Source organism: Paenibacillus phocaeensis, from assembly GCF_900021165.1.
Lineage (GTDB): Bacteria > Bacillota > Bacilli > Paenibacillales > Paenibacillaceae > Fontibacillus > Fontibacillus phocaensis.
The window spans coordinates 13,125-31,969 of record NZ_FCOQ01000015.1; the positions used below are offsets into that span (position 1 = coordinate 13,125).

18 protein-coding genes are annotated in these 18,845 nt (G+C 56.2%); all 18 read left to right on the forward strand.

The annotated features are described in order from the left end of the window. Positions 1-20 precede the first annotated feature (20 nt). The 18 genes from hisG to BN3795_RS09505 all read left to right on the forward strand — a co-directional run bounded on the left by hisG (position 21) and on the right by BN3795_RS09505 (position 18,823). Positions 21-665, forward strand: a complete 645-nt coding sequence (gene hisG, locus BN3795_RS09420; protein WP_068784445.1) for an ATP phosphoribosyltransferase — start codon at positions 21-23, stop codon at positions 663-665. A 50-nt stretch (positions 666-715) separates the two neighbouring features. Then, on the forward strand, positions 716-2,011 hold the full coding sequence (gene hisD, locus BN3795_RS09425; RefSeq protein ID WP_068784484.1) for a histidinol dehydrogenase: 1,296 nt from the start codon (positions 716-718) through the stop codon (positions 2,009-2,011). Positions 2,012-2,013: 2 nt separating this feature from the next. Continuing rightward, positions 2,014-2,628, forward strand: coding sequence for an imidazoleglycerol-phosphate dehydratase HisB (hisB, locus tag BN3795_RS09430; protein WP_068784483.1), 615 nt, complete (start codon positions 2,014-2,016; stop codon positions 2,626-2,628). 4 nt (positions 2,629-2,632) lie between these two features. Further along, positions 2,633-3,268: an imidazole glycerol phosphate synthase subunit HisH gene (hisH, locus tag BN3795_RS09435; protein WP_068784446.1), complete on the forward strand. Its 636-nt coding sequence runs from the start codon at positions 2,633-2,635 to the stop codon at positions 3,266-3,268. Between the two features lie 393 nt (positions 3,269-3,661). Continuing rightward, positions 3,662-4,405, forward strand: coding sequence for a 1-(5-phosphoribosyl)-5-[(5-phosphoribosylamino)methylideneamino]imidazole-4-carboxamide isomerase (gene hisA, locus BN3795_RS09440; protein WP_068784447.1), 744 nt, complete (start codon positions 3,662-3,664; stop codon positions 4,403-4,405). 32 nt (positions 4,406-4,437) lie between these two features. Then, on the forward strand, positions 4,438-5,196 hold the full coding sequence (gene hisF / locus BN3795_RS09445; protein ID WP_068784448.1) for an imidazole glycerol phosphate synthase subunit HisF: 759 nt from the start codon (positions 4,438-4,440) through the stop codon (positions 5,194-5,196). Next, positions 5,193-5,906, forward strand: coding sequence for a bifunctional phosphoribosyl-AMP cyclohydrolase/phosphoribosyl-ATP diphosphatase HisIE (gene hisIE / locus BN3795_RS09450; protein WP_068784449.1), 714 nt, complete (start codon positions 5,193-5,195; stop codon positions 5,904-5,906). Before hisF ends, hisIE begins: the two co-directional genes overlap by 4 nt. A 17-nt stretch (positions 5,907-5,923) precedes the next feature. Beyond that, positions 5,924-6,754, forward strand: a complete 831-nt coding sequence (hisJ, locus tag BN3795_RS09455; RefSeq protein WP_068784450.1) for a histidinol-phosphatase HisJ — start codon at positions 5,924-5,926, stop codon at positions 6,752-6,754. A gap of 100 nt (positions 6,755-6,854) precedes the next feature. Beyond that, complete coding sequence (locus BN3795_RS09460) at positions 6,855-7,802, forward strand: ribose-phosphate diphosphokinase (protein WP_068784451.1); 948 nt, start codon at positions 6,855-6,857, stop codon at positions 7,800-7,802. A 264-nt stretch (positions 7,803-8,066) separates the two neighbouring features. Beyond that, positions 8,067-9,803, forward strand: coding sequence for a tetratricopeptide repeat protein (locus BN3795_RS09465; protein WP_110945102.1), 1,737 nt, complete (start codon positions 8,067-8,069; stop codon positions 9,801-9,803). 109 nt (positions 9,804-9,912) lie between these two features. Further along, the gene (trxB, locus tag BN3795_RS09470) at positions 9,913-10,869 is read left to right on the forward strand and encodes a thioredoxin-disulfide reductase (protein WP_068784452.1); all 957 of its coding nucleotides are present in this window, start codon (positions 9,913-9,915) and stop codon (positions 10,867-10,869) included. A 393-nt stretch (positions 10,870-11,262) separates the two neighbouring features. Further along, entirely contained in the window at positions 11,263-12,123 is an 861-nt protein-coding gene (locus tag BN3795_RS09475) for a MurR/RpiR family transcriptional regulator (RefSeq protein WP_068784453.1), read from the forward strand. Between the two features lie 297 nt (positions 12,124-12,420). Further along, on the forward strand, positions 12,421-13,722 hold the full coding sequence (locus tag BN3795_RS09480; RefSeq protein WP_068784454.1) for an ABC transporter substrate-binding protein: 1,302 nt from the start codon (positions 12,421-12,423) through the stop codon (positions 13,720-13,722). A gap of 60 nt (positions 13,723-13,782) precedes the next feature. Further along, entirely contained in the window at positions 13,783-14,676 is an 894-nt protein-coding gene (locus tag BN3795_RS09485; protein ID WP_232729890.1) for a carbohydrate ABC transporter permease, read from the forward strand. 12 nt (positions 14,677-14,688) lie between these two features. Beyond that, entirely contained in the window at positions 14,689-15,519 is an 831-nt protein-coding gene (locus BN3795_RS09490; RefSeq protein ID WP_068784455.1) for a carbohydrate ABC transporter permease, read from the forward strand. A 48-nt stretch (positions 15,520-15,567) separates the two neighbouring features. Further along, positions 15,568-17,109: a DUF4127 family protein gene (locus BN3795_RS09495; protein WP_068784456.1), complete on the forward strand. Its 1,542-nt coding sequence runs from the start codon at positions 15,568-15,570 to the stop codon at positions 17,107-17,109. Positions 17,110-17,184: 75 nt separating this feature from the next. Beyond that, positions 17,185-17,886 (forward strand): N-acetylmannosamine-6-phosphate 2-epimerase, encoded by a 702-nt coding sequence (locus BN3795_RS09500; protein ID WP_068784457.1) that lies wholly within the window; start codon positions 17,185-17,187, stop codon positions 17,884-17,886. 31 nt (positions 17,887-17,917) lie between these two features. Then, on the forward strand, positions 17,918-18,823 hold the full coding sequence (locus BN3795_RS09505; protein ID WP_068784458.1) for an ROK family protein: 906 nt from the start codon (positions 17,918-17,920) through the stop codon (positions 18,821-18,823). Positions 18,824-18,845 lie beyond the last annotated feature (22 nt).

Consider the following 18,845-nt stretch of genomic DNA (forward strand, 5'->3'; position numbering starts at 1 on the left):
TGGAAGGAGGGCACGATCCATTGAACCAAATCATTAAAGTCGCCATGCCCAAGGGGCGTATTTATAAGAAAGCCTCCGCCTTGTTCCGCGAGGCGGGCATCGAGATTCCGGACGATGTGGACGAATCGCGCAAGCTGGTCATTCCGCTTCCGGACATCGGCATGGAGTTCATTCTGGCAAAGCCGGTGGATGTGCCGACTTACGTGGAATACGGGGTGGCCGATATCGGCATCGTTGGCAAGGATGTGCTGATGGAGGAGAACCGGGACGTCTATGAGCTGCTTGATCTCGGCATCGCCCGCTGCCGCATGTCGGTCATTGCGCTGCCGGATTGGAAGCCGGGCATCCAACAGCGAGTGGCGACGAAATATCCGAATGTGGCATCGCAGTTCTTCCGTGAGCACGGACAGCAGGTCGAAGTGATCAAGCTGAACGGCTCGATTGAGTTGGCGCCGCTTATCGGCTTGGCCGACCGAATCGTCGACATGGTTGAGACCGGACAGACGCTGAAGGAGAACGGATTGGTCGAGATGGAGAAGATCTTTGATATCACCAGCCGCTTGGTAGCCAACCGCGTCAGCTATCGGATGAAGAACGCCGAGATCCAGGCCGTCTGCGATGCGCTGAGCAAGGTGATTCGGCGGGATGAGGTCAAACAGGCTTAAGAAGCGGAGCAGTAACGAGATAAGCGAGGAAAGCAGGGGGATGCCGGATGATGAAACTGGTATCGGCACAGGATTTTGATTTGCGGCGGGAAGTGGAATACGGCTCGCCGGAACAAAATGAAGCGGTCAAAGCGATTGTACAGGCGATCAAGACGGAAGGCGATGCGGCCTTGCTCCGATACACGGAGCAGTTTGACGGCATGACGTTGGACGCGGCAGGGCTGCGCGTGACGCAGGAGGAGTTGAAAGCGGCCTATGACGCCGTGGAGCCGTCGTTTGTTACGGCGATCCAGGGAGCGGCCGCGAATATCCGGGCGTTCCACGCCCGGCAGAAGCGCAACTCCTGGATGGAGCTGCAGCCGGACGGGAGCTTGCTCGGACAGATTCTCCGGCCGCTGAAGCGCGTCGGGGTATACGTTCCCGGAGGGAAGGCGGCTTACCCTTCCTCCGTGCTCATGAACGTGATCCCCGCGCAGGTGGCGGGCGTGCCGGAGATCGTGATGGTGACGCCGCCGGCCACGGGCGGCAAAGCGGGGATCGACCCGTATATTCTCGTGGCCGCGGCGGAAGCCGGCGTACACGAGATCTACCGGGTCGGCGGGGCCCAAGCGATTGCCGCGCTCGCGTACGGCACGGACACGATCCGGCCCGTCGATAAGATCTGCGGGCCGGGCAACATCTACGTCGCGCTCGCCAAACGCGAAGTGTACGGCGTCGTCGATATCGACAGTATCGCCGGTCCCAGTGAAATCGCCGTGCTGGCCGATGACAGCGCCGATCCCGCCTATGTGGCGGCGGATCTGCTGTCCCAGGCCGAACACGACGAGATGGCGTCGGCGATCCTCGTGACGCCGTCGGAGACGTTCGCGAAGGCGTGCCAGGCCGAGGTGGAGCGGCAGCTGGCCGCGCTGCCGCGCAAGGCGATCGCCGGAGCTTCGATCGAGCGCTACGGCGCGATCCTCCTCGTCGATTCGGTGGAAGCCGGAATCGATGTGATCAACCAGCTGGCGCCGGAGCATTTTGAGCTGATCGTGGACAATCCGATGGGCTATCTGGGGCGGGTGGAAAATGCCGGGGCGATTTTCCTCGGGCCGTACAGCTCGGAGCCGGTTGGCGATTATTTCGCCGGGCCGAATCACATCATCCCGACGAACGGCACGGCACGATTCTCGTCGCCGGTGGACGTGGACGATTTTATTAAGAAATCCAGTCTGATTTACTATAGCAAGGAAGCGCTGCTGGAGAACGGGGCGACCATTATGGAGCTGGCGCGGCGGGAAGGCCTGGAAGGCCATGCCCGGGCGATTGAGATCCGGTTGCAGCAAGAAGGAAAGGGCGGGAAATGAACATGACGAATCGACCAGACGGAGAAATGGCGGTACGCCAATCCAGTGTCAGCCGCAAGACGAATGAGACCGATATCCAATTGACTTTTGCCGTAGATGGGAGCGGGAAGGCTGAACTGGAGACGGATGTGCCTTTTTTGAATCATATGCTCGATCTGTTCACCAAGCACGGACATTTCGATCTAGCAGTCCAGGCCCGCGGCGATATTGAGATCGACGACCATCATACGGTGGAGGATATCGGGATCTGCTTGGGTCAGGTCATCCGGGAGGCGCTGGGCGACAAAAAAGGGATTAAACGCTATTCGAACGTGTTTATTCCGATGGACGAAGCGTTGGCCCAAGTGGTGATTGACGTCAGCAACCGGCCGCATTTTGAATACCGTGCGGAGTATCCTTCCGATCGGGTCGGCAGCTTCGATGTGCAGCTTGTCCACGAATTTCTGTGGAAGCTGGCGCTGGAAGCGCGGATTACGCTGCACGTCATTGTGCACTACGGCCAGAACACGCACCACATGATCGAGGCGGTGTTCAAAGCGCTCGGGCGCGCGCTGGATGAGGCGACGAGCATCGATCCGCGCGTCAGCGGGGTGCCGTCGACGAAGGGAGTGCTATAACGCGATGAACATCGCCATCGTCGATTACGGGATGGGCAATCTGCACAGCGTGAGCAAAGCGGTGGCGCGCCTCGGGTACGAAGGGCTCGTCACGGCGGACGAGGCCCAGATTCTGGCCGCGGACGGCGTGCTACTGCCGGGCGTCGGGGCTTTCGGCGACGCGATGGAGCATCTGCGCGCGTCGGGTCTGGACGCCGTGGTGCGGCAGGCGGCCGCTCAAGGTGTGCCGCTGCTCGGCATCTGCCTCGGGATGCAGCTGCTCTTCGGCGAAAGCGAAGAGCATGGGCGGAACGAGGGGCTGGGCTTGCTGCCGGGCCGGGCGGTGCGGTTTGCGGGCACCGAAGGGTACAAGGTGCCGCATATGGGCTGGAACCGGCTGGCGTTCCTGCAGCCGGAGAACCCGCTGCTCGCGGGGCTGGAAGAGGGACATGTCTACTTCGTCCACTCTTACCACGTATTAGCCGAGCAGCCGGAGGATGTGCTGGCCGTGACCGACTACGGGCATCCGGTGACCGCCATCGTCGGCCGCGGCAACGTCTTCGGGATGCAGTTCCATCCCGAGAAGAGCGGGGAGCTCGGCATGGCGCTGCTGCGCAATTTCCTCCAGCTGGTGGAGCAGCAGCAGGCGCAAGTAGGTTGAGCTGAGGCGCTGAGAGCCTAATTGCTGCGGTACGGAGTTACTGGGGGATTGAGTATGGACAGAGGTGCGCGGAGGTACTAAGTAGGTGCTGAGCAGGTACCGACACTCCCTCCCCCACCCCCGCACTGAATTTAGCGGTAATTTATGGCCTTATTTTGCGGATAGGCGGGTTTAGCGGATGATTAGCGGTAAAATGTGGCGCTATTATCGGGCAAGTTGCTCCAAAACAGGTGATTTGGCGTGATTTGGCTCAAATAGCGCCATGAAATACCGTTATTTTGTTTAAAACACATGATTGTGCCGAAATAACGCCATAAATTACCGCTATTTTAGCAAACGGAGTCTGACGGAGTATTCATTTTATCGACCATGAACGGCGGGAGGTACGAACCTATGTCATCTTTTATTATCTATCCGGCCATCGACATTCGCGGCGGGAAGTGTGTACGTCTGGTCCAAGGCGATTACGACCGGGAGACGGTGTATAACGCCAATCCGGTGGAGGTAGCCCGTTCCTGGGAGGCGCAAGGCGGGACGTTCATCCATTTGGTCGATCTCGACGGCGCCAAGGCCGGGCATCCGGTCAACGATGAGCTGATCGGCGAAATCGTCCGCAGCGTCCAGGTGCCGGTGCAGGTCGGCGGCGGGCTGCGCACGCTGGACGATGTCCAGCGGCTGCTGTCGCTGGGCGTCAGCCGGGTCATTCTCGGCACGGCGGCGATCGAGGACCGCGCGTTTACTGAAGCGGTGCTGGGCACCTACGGCGACCAAGTTGCGATCGGGATCGATGCCCGCAACGGCTATGTCGCTACGCGCGGTTGGCTGGAAACGTCCGAGGTTCAAGCCGAAGTGCTGGCGAAGGAGCTGGCGGCCAAAGGGGCGGAGACGTTCATCTTCACCGACATTTCCCGCGACGGGATGATGCAAGGTCCTAACGTGGAAGCGATTCTGTCGCTGGCTCGGGCGTCCGGCAAGACCGTGATTGCGTCTGGCGGGGTGACGGTGCAGGACGATTTGCTGCGGCTGGCCGCACAGGCCGATCAGGGGATCGGCGGGGCGATCGTCGGCAAAGCGCTCTACACCGGGAACATCGATTTGGCCCAGGCTATTACGGCGATCAGAGCTCTGGAATCTTAGCGTAAAATAGACAGAAAGGAAGTCGAACCAGCATGCTCGCAAAGCGAATTATTCCTTGCCTCGACGTGAAGGAGGGGCGGGTCGTCAAAGGCGTGAATTTTGTAAACCTGCGCGATGCCGGCGATCCCGTAGAGCTGGCGGCGTTGTATGACCGGGAAGGGGCGGATGAGCTCGTGTTCCTGGACATTTCCGCTTCGCACGAAGGACGGGCGACCATGGTCGAGGTTGTGAAGCAGACGGCCGGCGAAATCGCCATTCCGTTTACGGTCGGCGGAGGGATCTCCCAGGTGGACGATATGAAGCGCCTGCTGCGGGCCGGAGCGGATAAGATCGGCATTAACACAGCGGCGGTGGTGAACCCCGAGTTGATCTCGGACGGGGCGCGCCGTTTCGGGTCCCAGTGCATCGTGGTGGCTGTAGATGCCAAATATAACGCAGAGTGGGGCGAGTGGGAAGTGTACACCCACGGCGGACGGAAACCGACGGGCATCCGGGCGCTGGCTTGGGTGCAGGAGGTCGAGAAGCGTGGCGCCGGGGAAATTTTGCTCACGAGCATGGACGCCGACGGCACCAAGGACGGATTCGATTTGCCGCTGACGAGCGCGGTCAGCCGCGCGGTGGGCATTCCGGTCATCGCTTCCGGCGGGGCAGGGAAGGTGAACGATTTTTACGAGGTATTTACCGAAGGACAGGCGGATGCGGCGCTGGCGGCGACGATTTTTCACTATAAAGAAATGGCAATCCCGGATTTGAAACAAGAGCTGAGAACCAAAGGGGTGGAAATACGATGACCGTGGGGAAGGAACAACCGCTGCAATTATCGCGATCTCTTGAAGAGCTGGAGCAGGCGGTGAAGTGGGATGCGGCCGGACTGGTTCCGGCGATCGTGCAGGACGCAGGCAGCAAGGATGTGCTGATGTTGGCTTATATGAACCGCGAGTCGCTGCGCAAATCGGTGGAAACCGGGCTGACCTGGTTCTGGAGCCGATCGCGTGCCGAGCTGTGGAACAAAGGGGCGACCTCCGGCAACACCCAGCGGATCACGGCCTTGAAATATGACTGTGACGGGGACACGCTGCTGGTCGAGGTGATTGCGAACGGGCCGGCTTGCCATACCGGGGAGCCAACGTGCTTCTATCGGACGGCGGCGGCTGCAGATGAGGGAGCTTCAACGGGGACAAACGGCGGGGGTGCTGGCGGTGCGCGCTTTCAGGTGCTGGCCGAGCTGGAACAGTTGATTGCCGAGCGTTACGCGGAGCGTCCGGAAGGGGCGTATACGACCTATCTGTTCGAGAAGGGGCTCGATAAAATTCTGAAAAAGGTCGGCGAAGAAACCGCCGAGTCGATCATTGCGGCCAAAAATGGCGACAACGACGAGCTGCGTTACGAGGTGAGCGATCTGATCTATCACCTGCTGGTGCTGCTGCGCGAACGCCATCTGCCGCTGGACGACATCATGCGGGAGCTGGAGCGGCGGCATGAGCGGCCGCGGCGCGACTAGAACGGAGGCGTAAACGGATGCTGATCGATTACCATACGCATCATGAACGCTGCGGGCATGCCGTCGGCACGTTGGAGGAGTACGTTCGCCGGGGGATCGAGATCGGCTTGTCCCAGTTGGGCGTCTCCGACCATATGCCGCTGCTGCATGTCGATCCGGCGAAGTATTATCCGGAAATGGCCATGCCGATGGACGAGCTGCCGCGTTACGTTGAAGAAGCTTTTCGGTTGAAAGAGAAGTATCGCGGGCAGATCGACGTCCGGGTTGGTCTGGAAGGCGACTACATCGAAGGCTGGGAGGAACGCATTGAACAAATCGTCAAGGCGTACCCTTGGGATTATGTGATCGGTTCGGTGCATTTTCTCGGGGAATGGGATGTGTCGGATTTCCGCCAGGTTCACCACTGGGAGGGTCAGGATGAGCTTGCGGTGTATGAGCGGTATTATGAGGCCGTGACGAAAGCCGCGCAAACGGGCTTCTATGATTTCCTTGGCCACCTCGACGTGATCAAGCGGTTCGGACATCAACCGGGGGCTGAGCAGGTGGAAGAAACGATCCGTCTGGAGCAGCGGGCCTTGTCCGCCGTGAAGGAAGCCGGGATTGCGATGGAGCTGAACGCCTCCGGCTTGTCCAAGCCGTGCGCGGAGATGTTTCCGAGCGAGCGGATTTTACGGGCCGCGATCGAAATGGGGATTCCGCTCACCGTAGGGTCGGACGCCCATGATCCGCTGAAACTGAGCGAACACCTGGATCAGGCGCGTACCTTGCTGTATAACCTGGGCGTGCGGGAGCTGGCGACCTTCGAGGGGCGTCGTCGGACAATGATCCCGTTGGATTTGGGAAGGTAAACGACGAACCGAAGGCCGGGCGCTGGACGCCAAACTCGAATCCATGTACGATAAAAGAGAACGCATGTCCAAGTCTTAAATAAGGATTCGGGAGGATGTTATGGAAGCCAAAATGCGCGTGTTCTCCGGTTCGTCCAATCCGAAGCTCGTGTCGGATATCTGCGGCCGGTTAGGGATTGAACCCGGGAAGGTGAAGTTGTCGCGCTTTAAAAGCGGAGAAATTTATGTGCATTATGAGGAAAGTATCCGCAATTTCGATGTGTTTCTCGTCCAGTCGCTCGCCCATCCGATCAATGAGCTGTTCGTTGAGCTCCTGGTGATGATCGATGCGGCGAAACGGGCTTCCGCCCGTACGATCAACATTATCATGCCCTATTACGGTTACGCTCGGCAGGAGCGTAAATCCGCGCCGCGAGAGCCGATTTCGGCGAAGCTGCTCGCCGATGTGCTGACGACGGCGGGGGCCAATCGGGTGGTGACGATCGATCTGCACGCGCCGGCGATCCAGGGCTTCTTCAACATCCCAGTCGATCATTTGACCGCGTTAGACTTGATGACCGATTATTTGAAGGCGCAGCAGATCCCGAATCCCGTGATCGTCTCGCCGGATGCGGGACGCGCCTCGATGGCGGAGAAGCTGGCCAACGGACTGGACTCGCCGTTCGCGATCATGATCAAGAAGCGCCCTACGCACAACGAATCGGTGATTACGCATGTGATCGGCGACGTTGCCGGGCATACGCCGATCATCATCGAAGACTTGATCGATACCGGCACCACGATCGTTAACGTTGTGGAAAGCCTGAAGGAACGGGGGGCGGCGGACGCTTACGTGTGCGCGACGCATGGGCTCTTTTCCGAAAATGCGCTGGAGAAGCTTCAGCACCCGAACATCCGGCAGGTCGTGGTCACCGATTCGATCGCACAGCCGGAGCTGCATTCGTCCCATGTGCAGGTGCTCTCGGTCGCGCCGATGCTGGCCCGGGCCACGCAGTTTATCCTGGAGGGCGGGTCGATCGCCGCTTTGTTCAAGGACCGGGGAATTTAGTCTATAAATGATTCAAGTATATAGCCGCAGCCGCCTATAGGGCGGCTTTTTTGTATTCGATTGAGGCAGCGCGGTTCTATCGTTTCTTCGCGGCTTTTGCTTCGGCGTTCCGGCGGTTTTCTTCCGGCTTCGGCTTATCCGTTATTTTCCGCCAGGATTCCCCGTGGGAGGACAGCTCCTCCTATGTTATACTGGGGGATGGAGAGTTTAACTGAAGGTACGGGAAGTCGACTTCAAAGCTTGAAATCAAAGGAGGTGCCTTGCTTGAACGAAAAATTGCGACCGGGTAAAGCCAAACGGGGGAAAGTGCTGCCCATCTCGATGGATGCGGGTTTTTTCTTCGAGAGAGCCGTCTCTTCGTTGGACCGTTATCGCTATGACAAGGCATTAAAATATTTTCGCAAAGCCGTAGAATACGAGCCGAGCAACCCGGTGAATCACTGCAATATGGCCGGCATTTTATCGGAAATGGGAGATTACGAAGCTTCCAATGAGGTGCTGCAGACCGTATTGGAAGAGATCGACCCGGCTATGACGGAATGTTATTTCTACATGGCGAACAACTACGCCAATATGGATATGTTCGAAGCGGCCGAGGAAGCGCTCGTTAATTATTTGGAGCAGGATGAGCACGGCCAGTTTCTGAGCGAAGCCGAAGAGATGATCGACTTGCTGCAATACGAGCTCGATCGTCCGACCAAGCTGAAGAGCATTAAGTCGCGGCACGGGGTTTATGAGCATGATCAGGCGCGCGCGCTGCTGGAGGAAGGCAAATTCGCCCAAGCGGTCAAAATGCTGGAGGAGCTGGTGCGGAACCGTCCGGATTTCCTTGCGGCCCGCAACAACCTGGCCTTGGGATATTACTACCTGGGGTTGTTTCGCAAAGCGATGGATACCGTGGGAGAGGTGCTTGCGCAGGATCCCGGGAATTTGCACGGCTTGTGCAACTTGGCGATTTTTTATCAGCATGAGGGGAACCGTGAGGCGCTGGAGGAATTGGCCAGGCGATTGGAGAATATCATTCCCTTCCATCAGGAACATGTGTTCAAGCTGGCGACCACGATGGGGATTTTGGGCCGTCACGATGCGGCCTTCGGCCACTTCAAACGGTTGCTGCGGGGCGATGAGACGAACTTTGATGCCAGTCTTTATCACTATGCGGCAGTAGCGGCATACCATACCGGGCGGCAATCTGAAGCGGAGCAGCTATGGAATACGGCGAAAAGGCTGGACCCCGGTTCAAGCGTGCCGGACTATTATTTGAATTATCTGGCCCGAGAGCGGGAGCATCCGGAAGCCGGGCCGTTTACGGTAAATTATCAATACCTGCTGCCGTTCGAAGAGCAAATGAAGCACTGGGAGCTTTCGGATGAGGGCATCCCGACCGAATTGAAGGAGAATCCGCTGGTTCGCTCCTCGTTCTTCTGGGCCCTGCGCCACGGGGATACGAAGACGAAGCTTCAGGTGATTCAGGCGCTGGGCCTGATTGCTGACCGGGAGGTCGAGGAGGCGCTGCAAGCCTTCTTGCTGGAGCCGGATGAAGATGCTTACCTGAAGGAAATGGCGCTGTTCGTGCTCCGGAATCTCGGCGTGAATGAGCCGCTGCCCGTACGCTCCGGCGGGACGACAACCCTGGTTGATCCCAGCCGCGTGACGACGGAGTTGCCGGTATGGCGCAGCGAATGGCAGGCGGTGGTAGATCTGGCTCTGGAGCGAATGAAGCGGAGCTTCGATCTGCAGCAGCAGCATGATATGGAGACGTTGTGGGCGGAATTTCTCACCCGCTTGTATCCGGATACGCCGGCGGTCTCCCATTTGGAGGGTTGGGCTGCGGCGCTCGAGTATTTGACGGGCAAAATGCACGGCCAATCCGTCACCTACGAACAGGTGGCGCAGAAATACAATATTTCGGCTTCAACGGCGCGCCGTTATGTTCAACGCGTGGATGAAGTGTGCGGGGTGAAGGAGAAGATCGCAGCGATTTTTCCTTCGGTTCAATAGTTTGCGGGTAAAGCAGGCCCAACTTGGGGAAAATTTGATGGAGCATCTATTCCTTACATAGGAATCGGCGGGTCGATCTATTTCCTAGCAACCAAGGAGGTACGAACGTATGCACAAAGTATTGGTGATCGGAACTGGGCCGGCTGGACTGACGGCGGCGATCTATTTGGCGCGGGCTAATCTCAGCCCGGTTGTCATCGAGGGTCTGGAGCCCGGCGGACAATTGACGACGACAACGGAAGTGGAGAACTTCCCGGGTTTTCCGGAGGGAATTATGGGGCCCGAGTTGATGGACAATATGCGCAAGCAGGCGGAACGTTTTGGCGCTGAATTTCGGAACGGCTGGGTTGAGCGGGTCGATTTCACGCAGCGGCCGTTCCAGGTGACGCTGGAAGGCGGTCAGGTGCTGGAGTCCGAAACGGTGATCTTGTCGACGGGGGCTTCGGCCAAGTATCTGGGCATTCCGGGTGAGCAGGAGAATGTGGGCCGGGGGGTTAGCACTTGTGCAACCTGCGACGGCTTCTTCTTCCGCGGCAAAAAACTCCTCGTCGTTGGAGGCGGCGACTCCGCGATGGAGGAAGCCAACTTCCTGACGCGATTCGCGACCGAGGTGACGATCGTGCATCGCCGGGAGGAACTGCGCGCCTCGAAAATCATGCAGGACCGCGCCAAGTCCAACGAGAAAATCCGCTGGGCGCTGAACCGCACGCCGCTGGAAGTGGTGACGGAGTACGGCGGCAAAGTGAAGGGCCTGAAGGTGCGGAACAATGCCGGGGACCAAGAGGAGCTGCTGGAAGCCGACGGGGTGTTCGTGGCGATTGGCCATACGCCGAACACGAAGTTCCTGGGCGGCGCGGTTGCCACCGATGAACACGGCTACATCGTCGTGAAGCCAGGGACAACGGAGACGAACGTGCCCGGCGTATTCGCCTGCGGGGACGTGCAGGATACGCGTTATCGCCAGGCGATCACTGCGGCCGGGTCCGGGTGTATGGCGGCGATGGACTGCGAGAAGTTCCTGGAAGGCAGCATGGTGCATGATTGGAGCGGCCCGACGGGGAGTTGAGCATGGGGGCATGCCGGCCGGCGGTTGGAGACGGACTTCACTCGGACCCTGGCTTGCCTCGAAATAGCGGTAAAAAATCGTCGTATTTGGACGATAAGGCAGGTTTCGGCGGAAATAAGGTGATTTTATAACGCTATTGTTCGGTGTTTGCAGGATCCCCCCCAAACACCGAGCAATAGCGTTACTTTTTGCCCGAATTAGGCGAAATAGAGTGAATCTATCACCAATATCATTCGAAGGAACGGCCGAATCTTGCGATGGGGTCCTAGGTGATGTCTACTTGTATATTCCATGCGTTCTCGCTAAAATAAACAGCAGAAGGAAACAATCTTCCAAACCATGTAAAGATGAAGATTATATTCTATCGATTGCCGACGGAAAGGAGATCTGCGCTTGCTGACCGTACAAGGAATGGGCAAAACTTTGCTGAATATACAGAGCCATCTGAACGGACTTACCAAAGCGGAGCAGAAAGTGGCGCAATATATTTTGGATAACGCTTCGGATATTATGTACCACTCGGTAACCGAACTGGCGGAAAAGGCCGAAGTCGGAGAAACGACGGTGCTGCGCTTATGCCGGAAACTGAAATATCAGGGGTTTCAAGATTTTAAATTATCACTGGCGCAAGATATGGTGAAACCGATCGATCATTTGCATCAAGAAGTTACCGAGGAGGACGATTCCGCCGCATTAAACGAGAAAATTATCGCGAACCATATCCGCACCTTGGAGCAGACGAGAGAACTGGCCGTGTCGGAGCAGCTAAGCCTGGCCATTGAGGCGCTGTACCGGGCCCGGTGCATCTGCTTTTTCGGCGTAGGTTCATCCGGGTTGACGGCCATGCAGGCAGCACACAGTTTCTCCAGAATCGGCAAACAAAGCAGCGCCAAGACGGACACGCACTTTCAGGCTATGGAAGCGGCTCTGATGACTCCGGACGATGTGGCAGTCGGCATCTCGATTTCCGGCAGTACGAAGGATACGATCGAAAACCTGACGTTGGCCAAAAAGGCGGGCGCCACCATCGTCGCCATCACAAGCAACGCCCGCTCGCCGATCACCAAAGTGGCGGATATCGTGTTATTGATGATCGCCCGCGAGAATCCGCTGCAGGGCAGCTCGCTTTCCGCCAAAATATCGCAACTGGCCGTCATCGATATTCTGAATGTCGCCGTCTCGTTGAAAATGAAAGAAACCGCGCTGAGATATAGAGAGATCATGGCTAAGGCCATATCCGAGAAATTGTTTTAAATTGGACAACACTAGCGAAAAGAAGTTGGAAGAGCCCGTTTTCGGGTTCTTTTTTGTGTGCACAGAATTTAATCTAGGAAAAATCTTTTATTTTATAATAAAATAGTGGATATATTCTCCACTCGATGCTACAATGGACGTGCAACGAGAGGAAAATGCATGCAGGAATCATTCATTCTTGGTAAGGCATTGCGGCCATTTTGCAAGCGTTTTCTTTGCGCGAATGGCCGGGTGAGATCCATGGCATTTCTTCTCTCGGTTACAACCAACACATTGCGTACAGAAAGGATGAGGGGCATGAGCTTTAGAGGAAAAAGATGGATTTCACTACTCCTGGCGTCAATCCTGATCGCAGGTCTATTGGCGGCATGCGGATCGAAATCTTCGGATGGAGAGGCTGCCAAGAACGGGGACGGCGGGGAAAAGAAAGCGGAGGAACAAGTCACGGTAGAGTTCTGGACCATTTCTTTGCAGCCTACCTTTAACGATTATTTCGACAAGCTGATTGCAGATTACGAAACGCAGCATCCGAACGTCAAAATCGACTGGAAGGACTTCCCTTACGATGCCGTGCTCAATAAATTAATGACCAGCATCGCAGGCGGGGAAGCGCCGGATGTGGTAAACCTCAACACGGAATTTGCCAATCAAATGGGAAGCAAGGACGCGTTGGTCGATTTTAACCAAGAGCTGACGGCGGAGCAAAAAGCGGCCTATTTCCCGGGCATCTATTCTTCGACGGAGATGAACGACAAAGCGTTTGCCCTTCCTTGGTACACCGCTTTGCCGGTTCTGTTCCTCAATAAGGATTTGGTGGAGAAAGCGGGGCTCGATCCAAGCACCCCTCCGGCGACGAAAGAGGAGCTCAACGCATGGGGCCGTCAAATCAGAGAAAAAACCGGCGCCTACGGCTACATCTTCACGATGGAAGCGCGTACCCTCTTGGAAGAAAATTTGCCTTTCCTGACCGACGACTATAAGAAAGCCGCTTTCAATACGCCGGACGTCGAGGAATACATTAACGAAAATGTAGAACTGTTAAAAGAAGGCGTCATTCCAAAGGACATCATCAACTACGACAAGCAAGTCCAATACTTTGCCAGTGAACAAGTGGCCATGTCCTTGTCCAGTTCCCCGTTTATCAACAAAATCAAAACGGCGGCGCCGGACGTTTACAACAAAATGGTCGCCGTACCGAGCCCGGTTGGCAAAGCGGGCATCCGCTACTCCAACACGATGAACCTCGTCGTGCCCGCAGCGACGTCGCATAAGAAAGAAGCGGTCGACTTCGCCGTATTCGTCACCAATGCAGCCAATCAACTGGAGTTCTCCAAGGTCGCCAACACCTTGCCTTCGACGGTGGAAAGCGCCAAAGACCCGTTTTTCGCGGAAAACGACGGTACCGTGGAAGGCGTAGCCAAGACCGTATCTGCGGTCAGCTTGGACAAAGCCGAAGATTTCTACCTTGGGATTGAGAACGCAAACGATGTGAATCAGGCCGTCACAAAGGCTTTACAGATCATCTACTTGAACGATGGCGACGTGAAAAAAGAATTGGCGGAAGCGGAGAAAGAAGTCAATCGGATTTTGGGTAATTAATAGGTTGGCTTGGGCAGGCTTGTCCTGCTCAAGCTATTTATAAAGGCAGGTGAAACAGGCATGAAACCCCTTTTGTCCAGGCTCGGCAAATCCGAAGCATCCGCCGCTTGGCTTTTTATGGCGCCCGGTTTGATTTTGCTGGCCCTGTTCGTTTTTTGGCCGATTGTTTACAGCATCCCGCTGGCCCTGACGAATTATTCCGTCATCGGCAAAACGGAGTTTGTCGGATTTGAGAATTTCATAGCAGCCTTTCAAGACCGGAACTTTATTGCATCGCTGATCAACTCGTTGCTTTATGTAATCGTCGTGCCGTTTATCCAACTGTTCTCCATTCTTATGGCGATTTTAGTCAATAGCAACGTGAAAGGAATCAAGTTGTTTCGTACTGCCTATTACATCCCCGTTGTGACCTCTATGGTCGCGGTTGCACTCATTTGGGGATGGCTGCTGAACCAGAACGGCGTCGTGAACTACGTGCTGTCGAGCGTAGGGTTGATGCAGGAGCGGATTACCTGGTTGTCCAACCAGCATACGGCGCTGTGGACGCTGATGTTCATTACGATGTGGAAGGGCCTTGGATACTATATGATGATTTATTTGGCCGGACTGCAGTCCATTCCGAAAGATATGGTGGAGGCGGCGATGATCGACGGGGCGAACCGGTGGCAGTCGATTCGTAAAGTGACGATTCCGCTGTTGAAGCCGTATGTGTTTTTCTGCTCGCTCATTTCGTTAATGGCTGCGATCCGCGTCTTCGATGAAGTATTCGTCCTGACGCAAGGCGGACCGGGAAACGTTACCTTAACGTCCAGTTTATATATCTATCAGCAAGGCTTCCAAAAGTTCAATTTTGGCTACTCTTCGGCACTTGGCCTCGTTGTCAGCGTGATGATTGCTGCGCTCAGCGTGATCGTCTTCAGATTCAACCGGAAAGGCGGTGTCAATCCATATTAGTGGATGGGTGATATGAGAAGAAAAGCGTACCGTTTCGCGAAGTTAACGCTGTTGTACCTCGGTTTGATTCTGTTCGCCATTTTTATGATGGGGCCGTTTTTGTGGCTGCTTAGCGTATCGCTGATGCCCGGCAAGAATGTATTCAGCTTTCCGCCGGCGATTTTTCCCACCTATGTCGATTTTGACAATTACGTTCAAGTGTGGAATTACATGAACTTCCCGCAATATTTATGGAATACGCTCGTGATGGCCTTAATGGGCGTCGTCATGAATATCTTCTTCTCCTGCTTGACGGCCTATCCGCTTGCCGTGTTCCGCTTTAAAGGCCGGGATCTCGTGTTTACGCTATTGGTGGCGACGATGATCATCCCTGCCGCAGCCGGTATGGTCGTTAACTATTTAACGGTGAAGGGGCTTGGCTTGATGGGCGGGTTTCTCGCGGTCGTGCTTCCATCGGGGATTACGGTATTCAATGTGTTCTTAATGAGACAGGCGTTTATGGGCATGCCGCACGAATTGCGCGATTCCGGCAAAGTGGACGGCGCCGGCGAGTTTCGCATTTGGTTGCAATTGGCGCTGCCGATCGTCAAACCGGCGATTGCCGTCATCGGCTTGTTGGAGTTTATGGCGATGTGGAACAACTTCCTCTGGCCGATGATCGTGCTGAACGATACGAGTCAATATCCGATTGCCTCCGCGCTCAGTTTTCTAAACGGACAGTTCGCCTACAATTTCGGTTGGATCGCCGCAGGAACCGTGATCTCGGTTATACCGATCATTGTGGTGTTCTTATTTACGCAGCGTTATTACATGGAAGGCATTTCCGGAGCGGTCAAGGGTTAACCGCGATCCCAGGATCATAAGTCGAGGAGGTCAGGAGGCTGAGGTTGCGTGAAGAAAATCATTTACGTTCCATTGGACGAACGTCCTTGCAACTACGAATTTCCGGCGCTGCTTGCCGAGGGCACCGATTATGCCGTCGTGCGTCCGGATTTGAGCAGGATGGGGCTCAAGAAGCGTCCCGGAGATATCGAGAAATTGTGGGCGTGGTTATTTGAGCAGGCGCGCGATGCGGACGGGGCGATTATTGCCTTGGACACTTTGTTGTACGGCGGAATTATCCCCTCGCGGCTGCACCGGCTAACGGCGAAGCAATGTGAAGAGCGATTGGAGCAGGTTCGCAGGTTGAAGCAAATCAATCCTTCCTTGCAGCTCTTCGCGTTTCAACTCATCATGCGTTGCCCGCGGTACTCCAGCAGCGACGAAGAACCGGATTATTACGAAGATTGGGGCGAGGAGATATTTAGGCGCGGCTATATCCGTCATCGCCTGGCGCTTGGCGTCGCGACGGAGGATGAACAAAGCGAATTGCGGCGGATCGAGGCGGTTTTGCCCGAGGAGGTATGGCGGGAATATACGGAGCGCCGCGCCGTCAATTTGGCGGCGAACAAACGGGCGATTGAATTGGTGAAAGACCGGGCCATTGATTTCATGGTCATTCCGCAGGATGATTCGGCCCCTTATGGCCTGACCGCGATCGATCAGCAGGAGGTCCGGGAACGAGTCAAGGCATGCCATCAGCAATTATCCGTATATATGTATCCGGGAGCCGACGAAGCGGGCTGCACATTGCTTGCGCGCATGATCAACCGTTTTGAGGGGCGAAAGCCGCGGGTGCATGTCCATTTTTCCAGCGTGCAAGGCCCGTTTGTTACGCCTTTATATGAAGACCGTGTATTATACGAATCCGTCAAATATCAAATCATGGCGGCCGGAGGGCTGATGACGTCTTCCCTCGCCGAAGCGGATATGGCGCTTTGCCTCAACACGCCCGGCGAAAGCATGATGGAAGCGGGCAACCAAAGCCAACCTCATCCGGGGTATCAAGTCTACCGGAACATTGTCGAACTGGTCGAGATGGCCGACGATATCGTTCGCCGGCTCGGCAAGCCCTGCGTCATCGCGGATATCGCCTATGCCAACGGAGCCGATCTGGAACTGCTGCAGTTGCTTCGCGACAAGAAGCTGCTGTTCGGATTGGCCGGGTATGCAGGCTGGAATACAAGCTCCAACACGCTTGGAACCTGCATTGCGCAGGGAATGATTTATGCCGTTTACGGCGATACGCCGCAGCATCGCGATTTCCTGTCGCTGCGGTATGTTGAAGACGGCGGCTATTGCGCCTTTGTGCGCAGAGACGTAACCGATCGCGTACTGCCTGAGATGGGACTCGATTATTTCGCCGTCGACGGCCAGAGAGGTCGTGTCGCGGAGCGGGTTCGAGCGGAATTGAACCGTTTTATCGAAACCCGCTTGCATGACGACGAGGACGAATACGAGATCGTGATCGACGATTGCTATATGCCTTGGAGCCGGATGTTCGAGGTTGGATTGAAAACGCAGGTGCGCAATAAAAAGAAAGGCAAGGGATAGGAGAAGAAATGAACAACGGAAATGAAACATACAGACAGCAAGGGAATAAAACGTTAGCGGAAGAGGTGGATTTCCATGAACCGACAGCCGCTGTTTGAACGCATTCGCAATGGGTTGATCGTTTCGTGTCAAGCGCTGGAGGATGAACCTCTTTATGGGGCGGAGACGATGGCCAAAATGGCGAAAGCGGCTGATGTCGGAGGAGCCGTCGCCATTCGTGCCAATGGTTTGCAGGATATCGCCGCGATCAAGAGCGTTACGAACCTGCCGATTATAGGGATCGTTAAGAGAGTGTACAACGACAGCGACGTTTATATTACGCCAACGCTTAAAGAAATCCAAGACCTTATGGAAGTGGGTGTTGATCTGATCGCCTTGGATGCGACCCGGCGTCCGCGTCCGAACGGGGAGTCGCTTGAGTCGCTGGTGGCTTACATGAAAGAACGGGGCCAGAAAGTGATGGCCGACATCTCGACCTTGGAGGAAGGCCTTTATGCCGCTTCCTTAGGCGTAGATTGCGTATCCACGACGTTGTCCGGCTATACGCCGTATTCGCCACAACGTAACGAGCCCGACTATGCCTTGGTGCAAGAGGCGGCCGGGCGGCTAACGATTCCGGTATTTGCCGAAGGGAAAATTCAGACGCCGTCGCAAGCGGTGCAGATGTTCTTGATCGGAGCTCACACCGTAGTCGTCGGCTCTGCGATTACGCGTCCCCAGGTGATTACGGAATGGTATACCGGAGAAATCAAAAAAGCTCTGAAGCAGCGATCTTGAGCTCATGCGAACGGGAAGGGGGGCAGCTCCTATGTACGTCATCGGCATCGATATCGGCGGTACCTCGATTAAAGGGATCGTCATGAACGAACGCGGGGATGGTTTGTGCGAAACGCGAGTGCCCACGGAAGCGCACTTAGGAAAGGAGCACATCGCTCTCCACGTGGAGACGGCGATTCGCCAATTGCTCGAATCCTATCCGGACGCGGCCGGCATCGGAATCGGCACGGCGGGCCGGGTTGACGCCGATACGGGACGAATCGTCTATGCGACCGCAAATTTGCCGGGATGGCAGGGTTTTGATTTGCGGCAAAGGTACGAAGCGATGTTTGGTCTGCCCGTTGTTGTCGATAACGACGCCAACGCGGCATTGGTCGGGGAAGCATGGCTCGGCGCGGGAGCCGGCTTGTCCGATTTGACGATGCTGACGCTCGGTACGGGCGTCGGCGGCGCCAATATGATCGGCGGAAGACTATACAGGGGAGCCCATTGGAACGGGGGCGAATGGGGCCATGTAGTTTTCATGCCGCACGGCCGACCGTGTAATTGCGGCAGACAAGGCTGCATCGAGCAATATATTTCCGGAACCGCGTTAGTTCGGCTCGCGCGGGAGGCGGCGGGGCGGGACTACGATTCGGGGCGTGAAGTCTTCGCCGATTATGAACGGGGCCATCAGGCGATTGCCGACGTCCTCCGCCAGTTCGTCGATAACCTGGCGCTGTTTGTCCAAAACATCCATCTCGGACTAAACCCAAGCGCGATCCTCGTTGGCGGAGGGGTTGTCGAAGCGGGGGCGTTATGGTGGCCCTTGTTGCATAGCCGGCTGGCCGAACTGGACCCGGCCATGGACGTCCGTGCCGCATCGCTGGGAAATCGGGCGGGGGCGATCGGCGCGGCCCGCTTGGCGATGGATGCACTCACGGGGAGTCAGCAATGAACAATTTCCAAAGGAGCTTTAA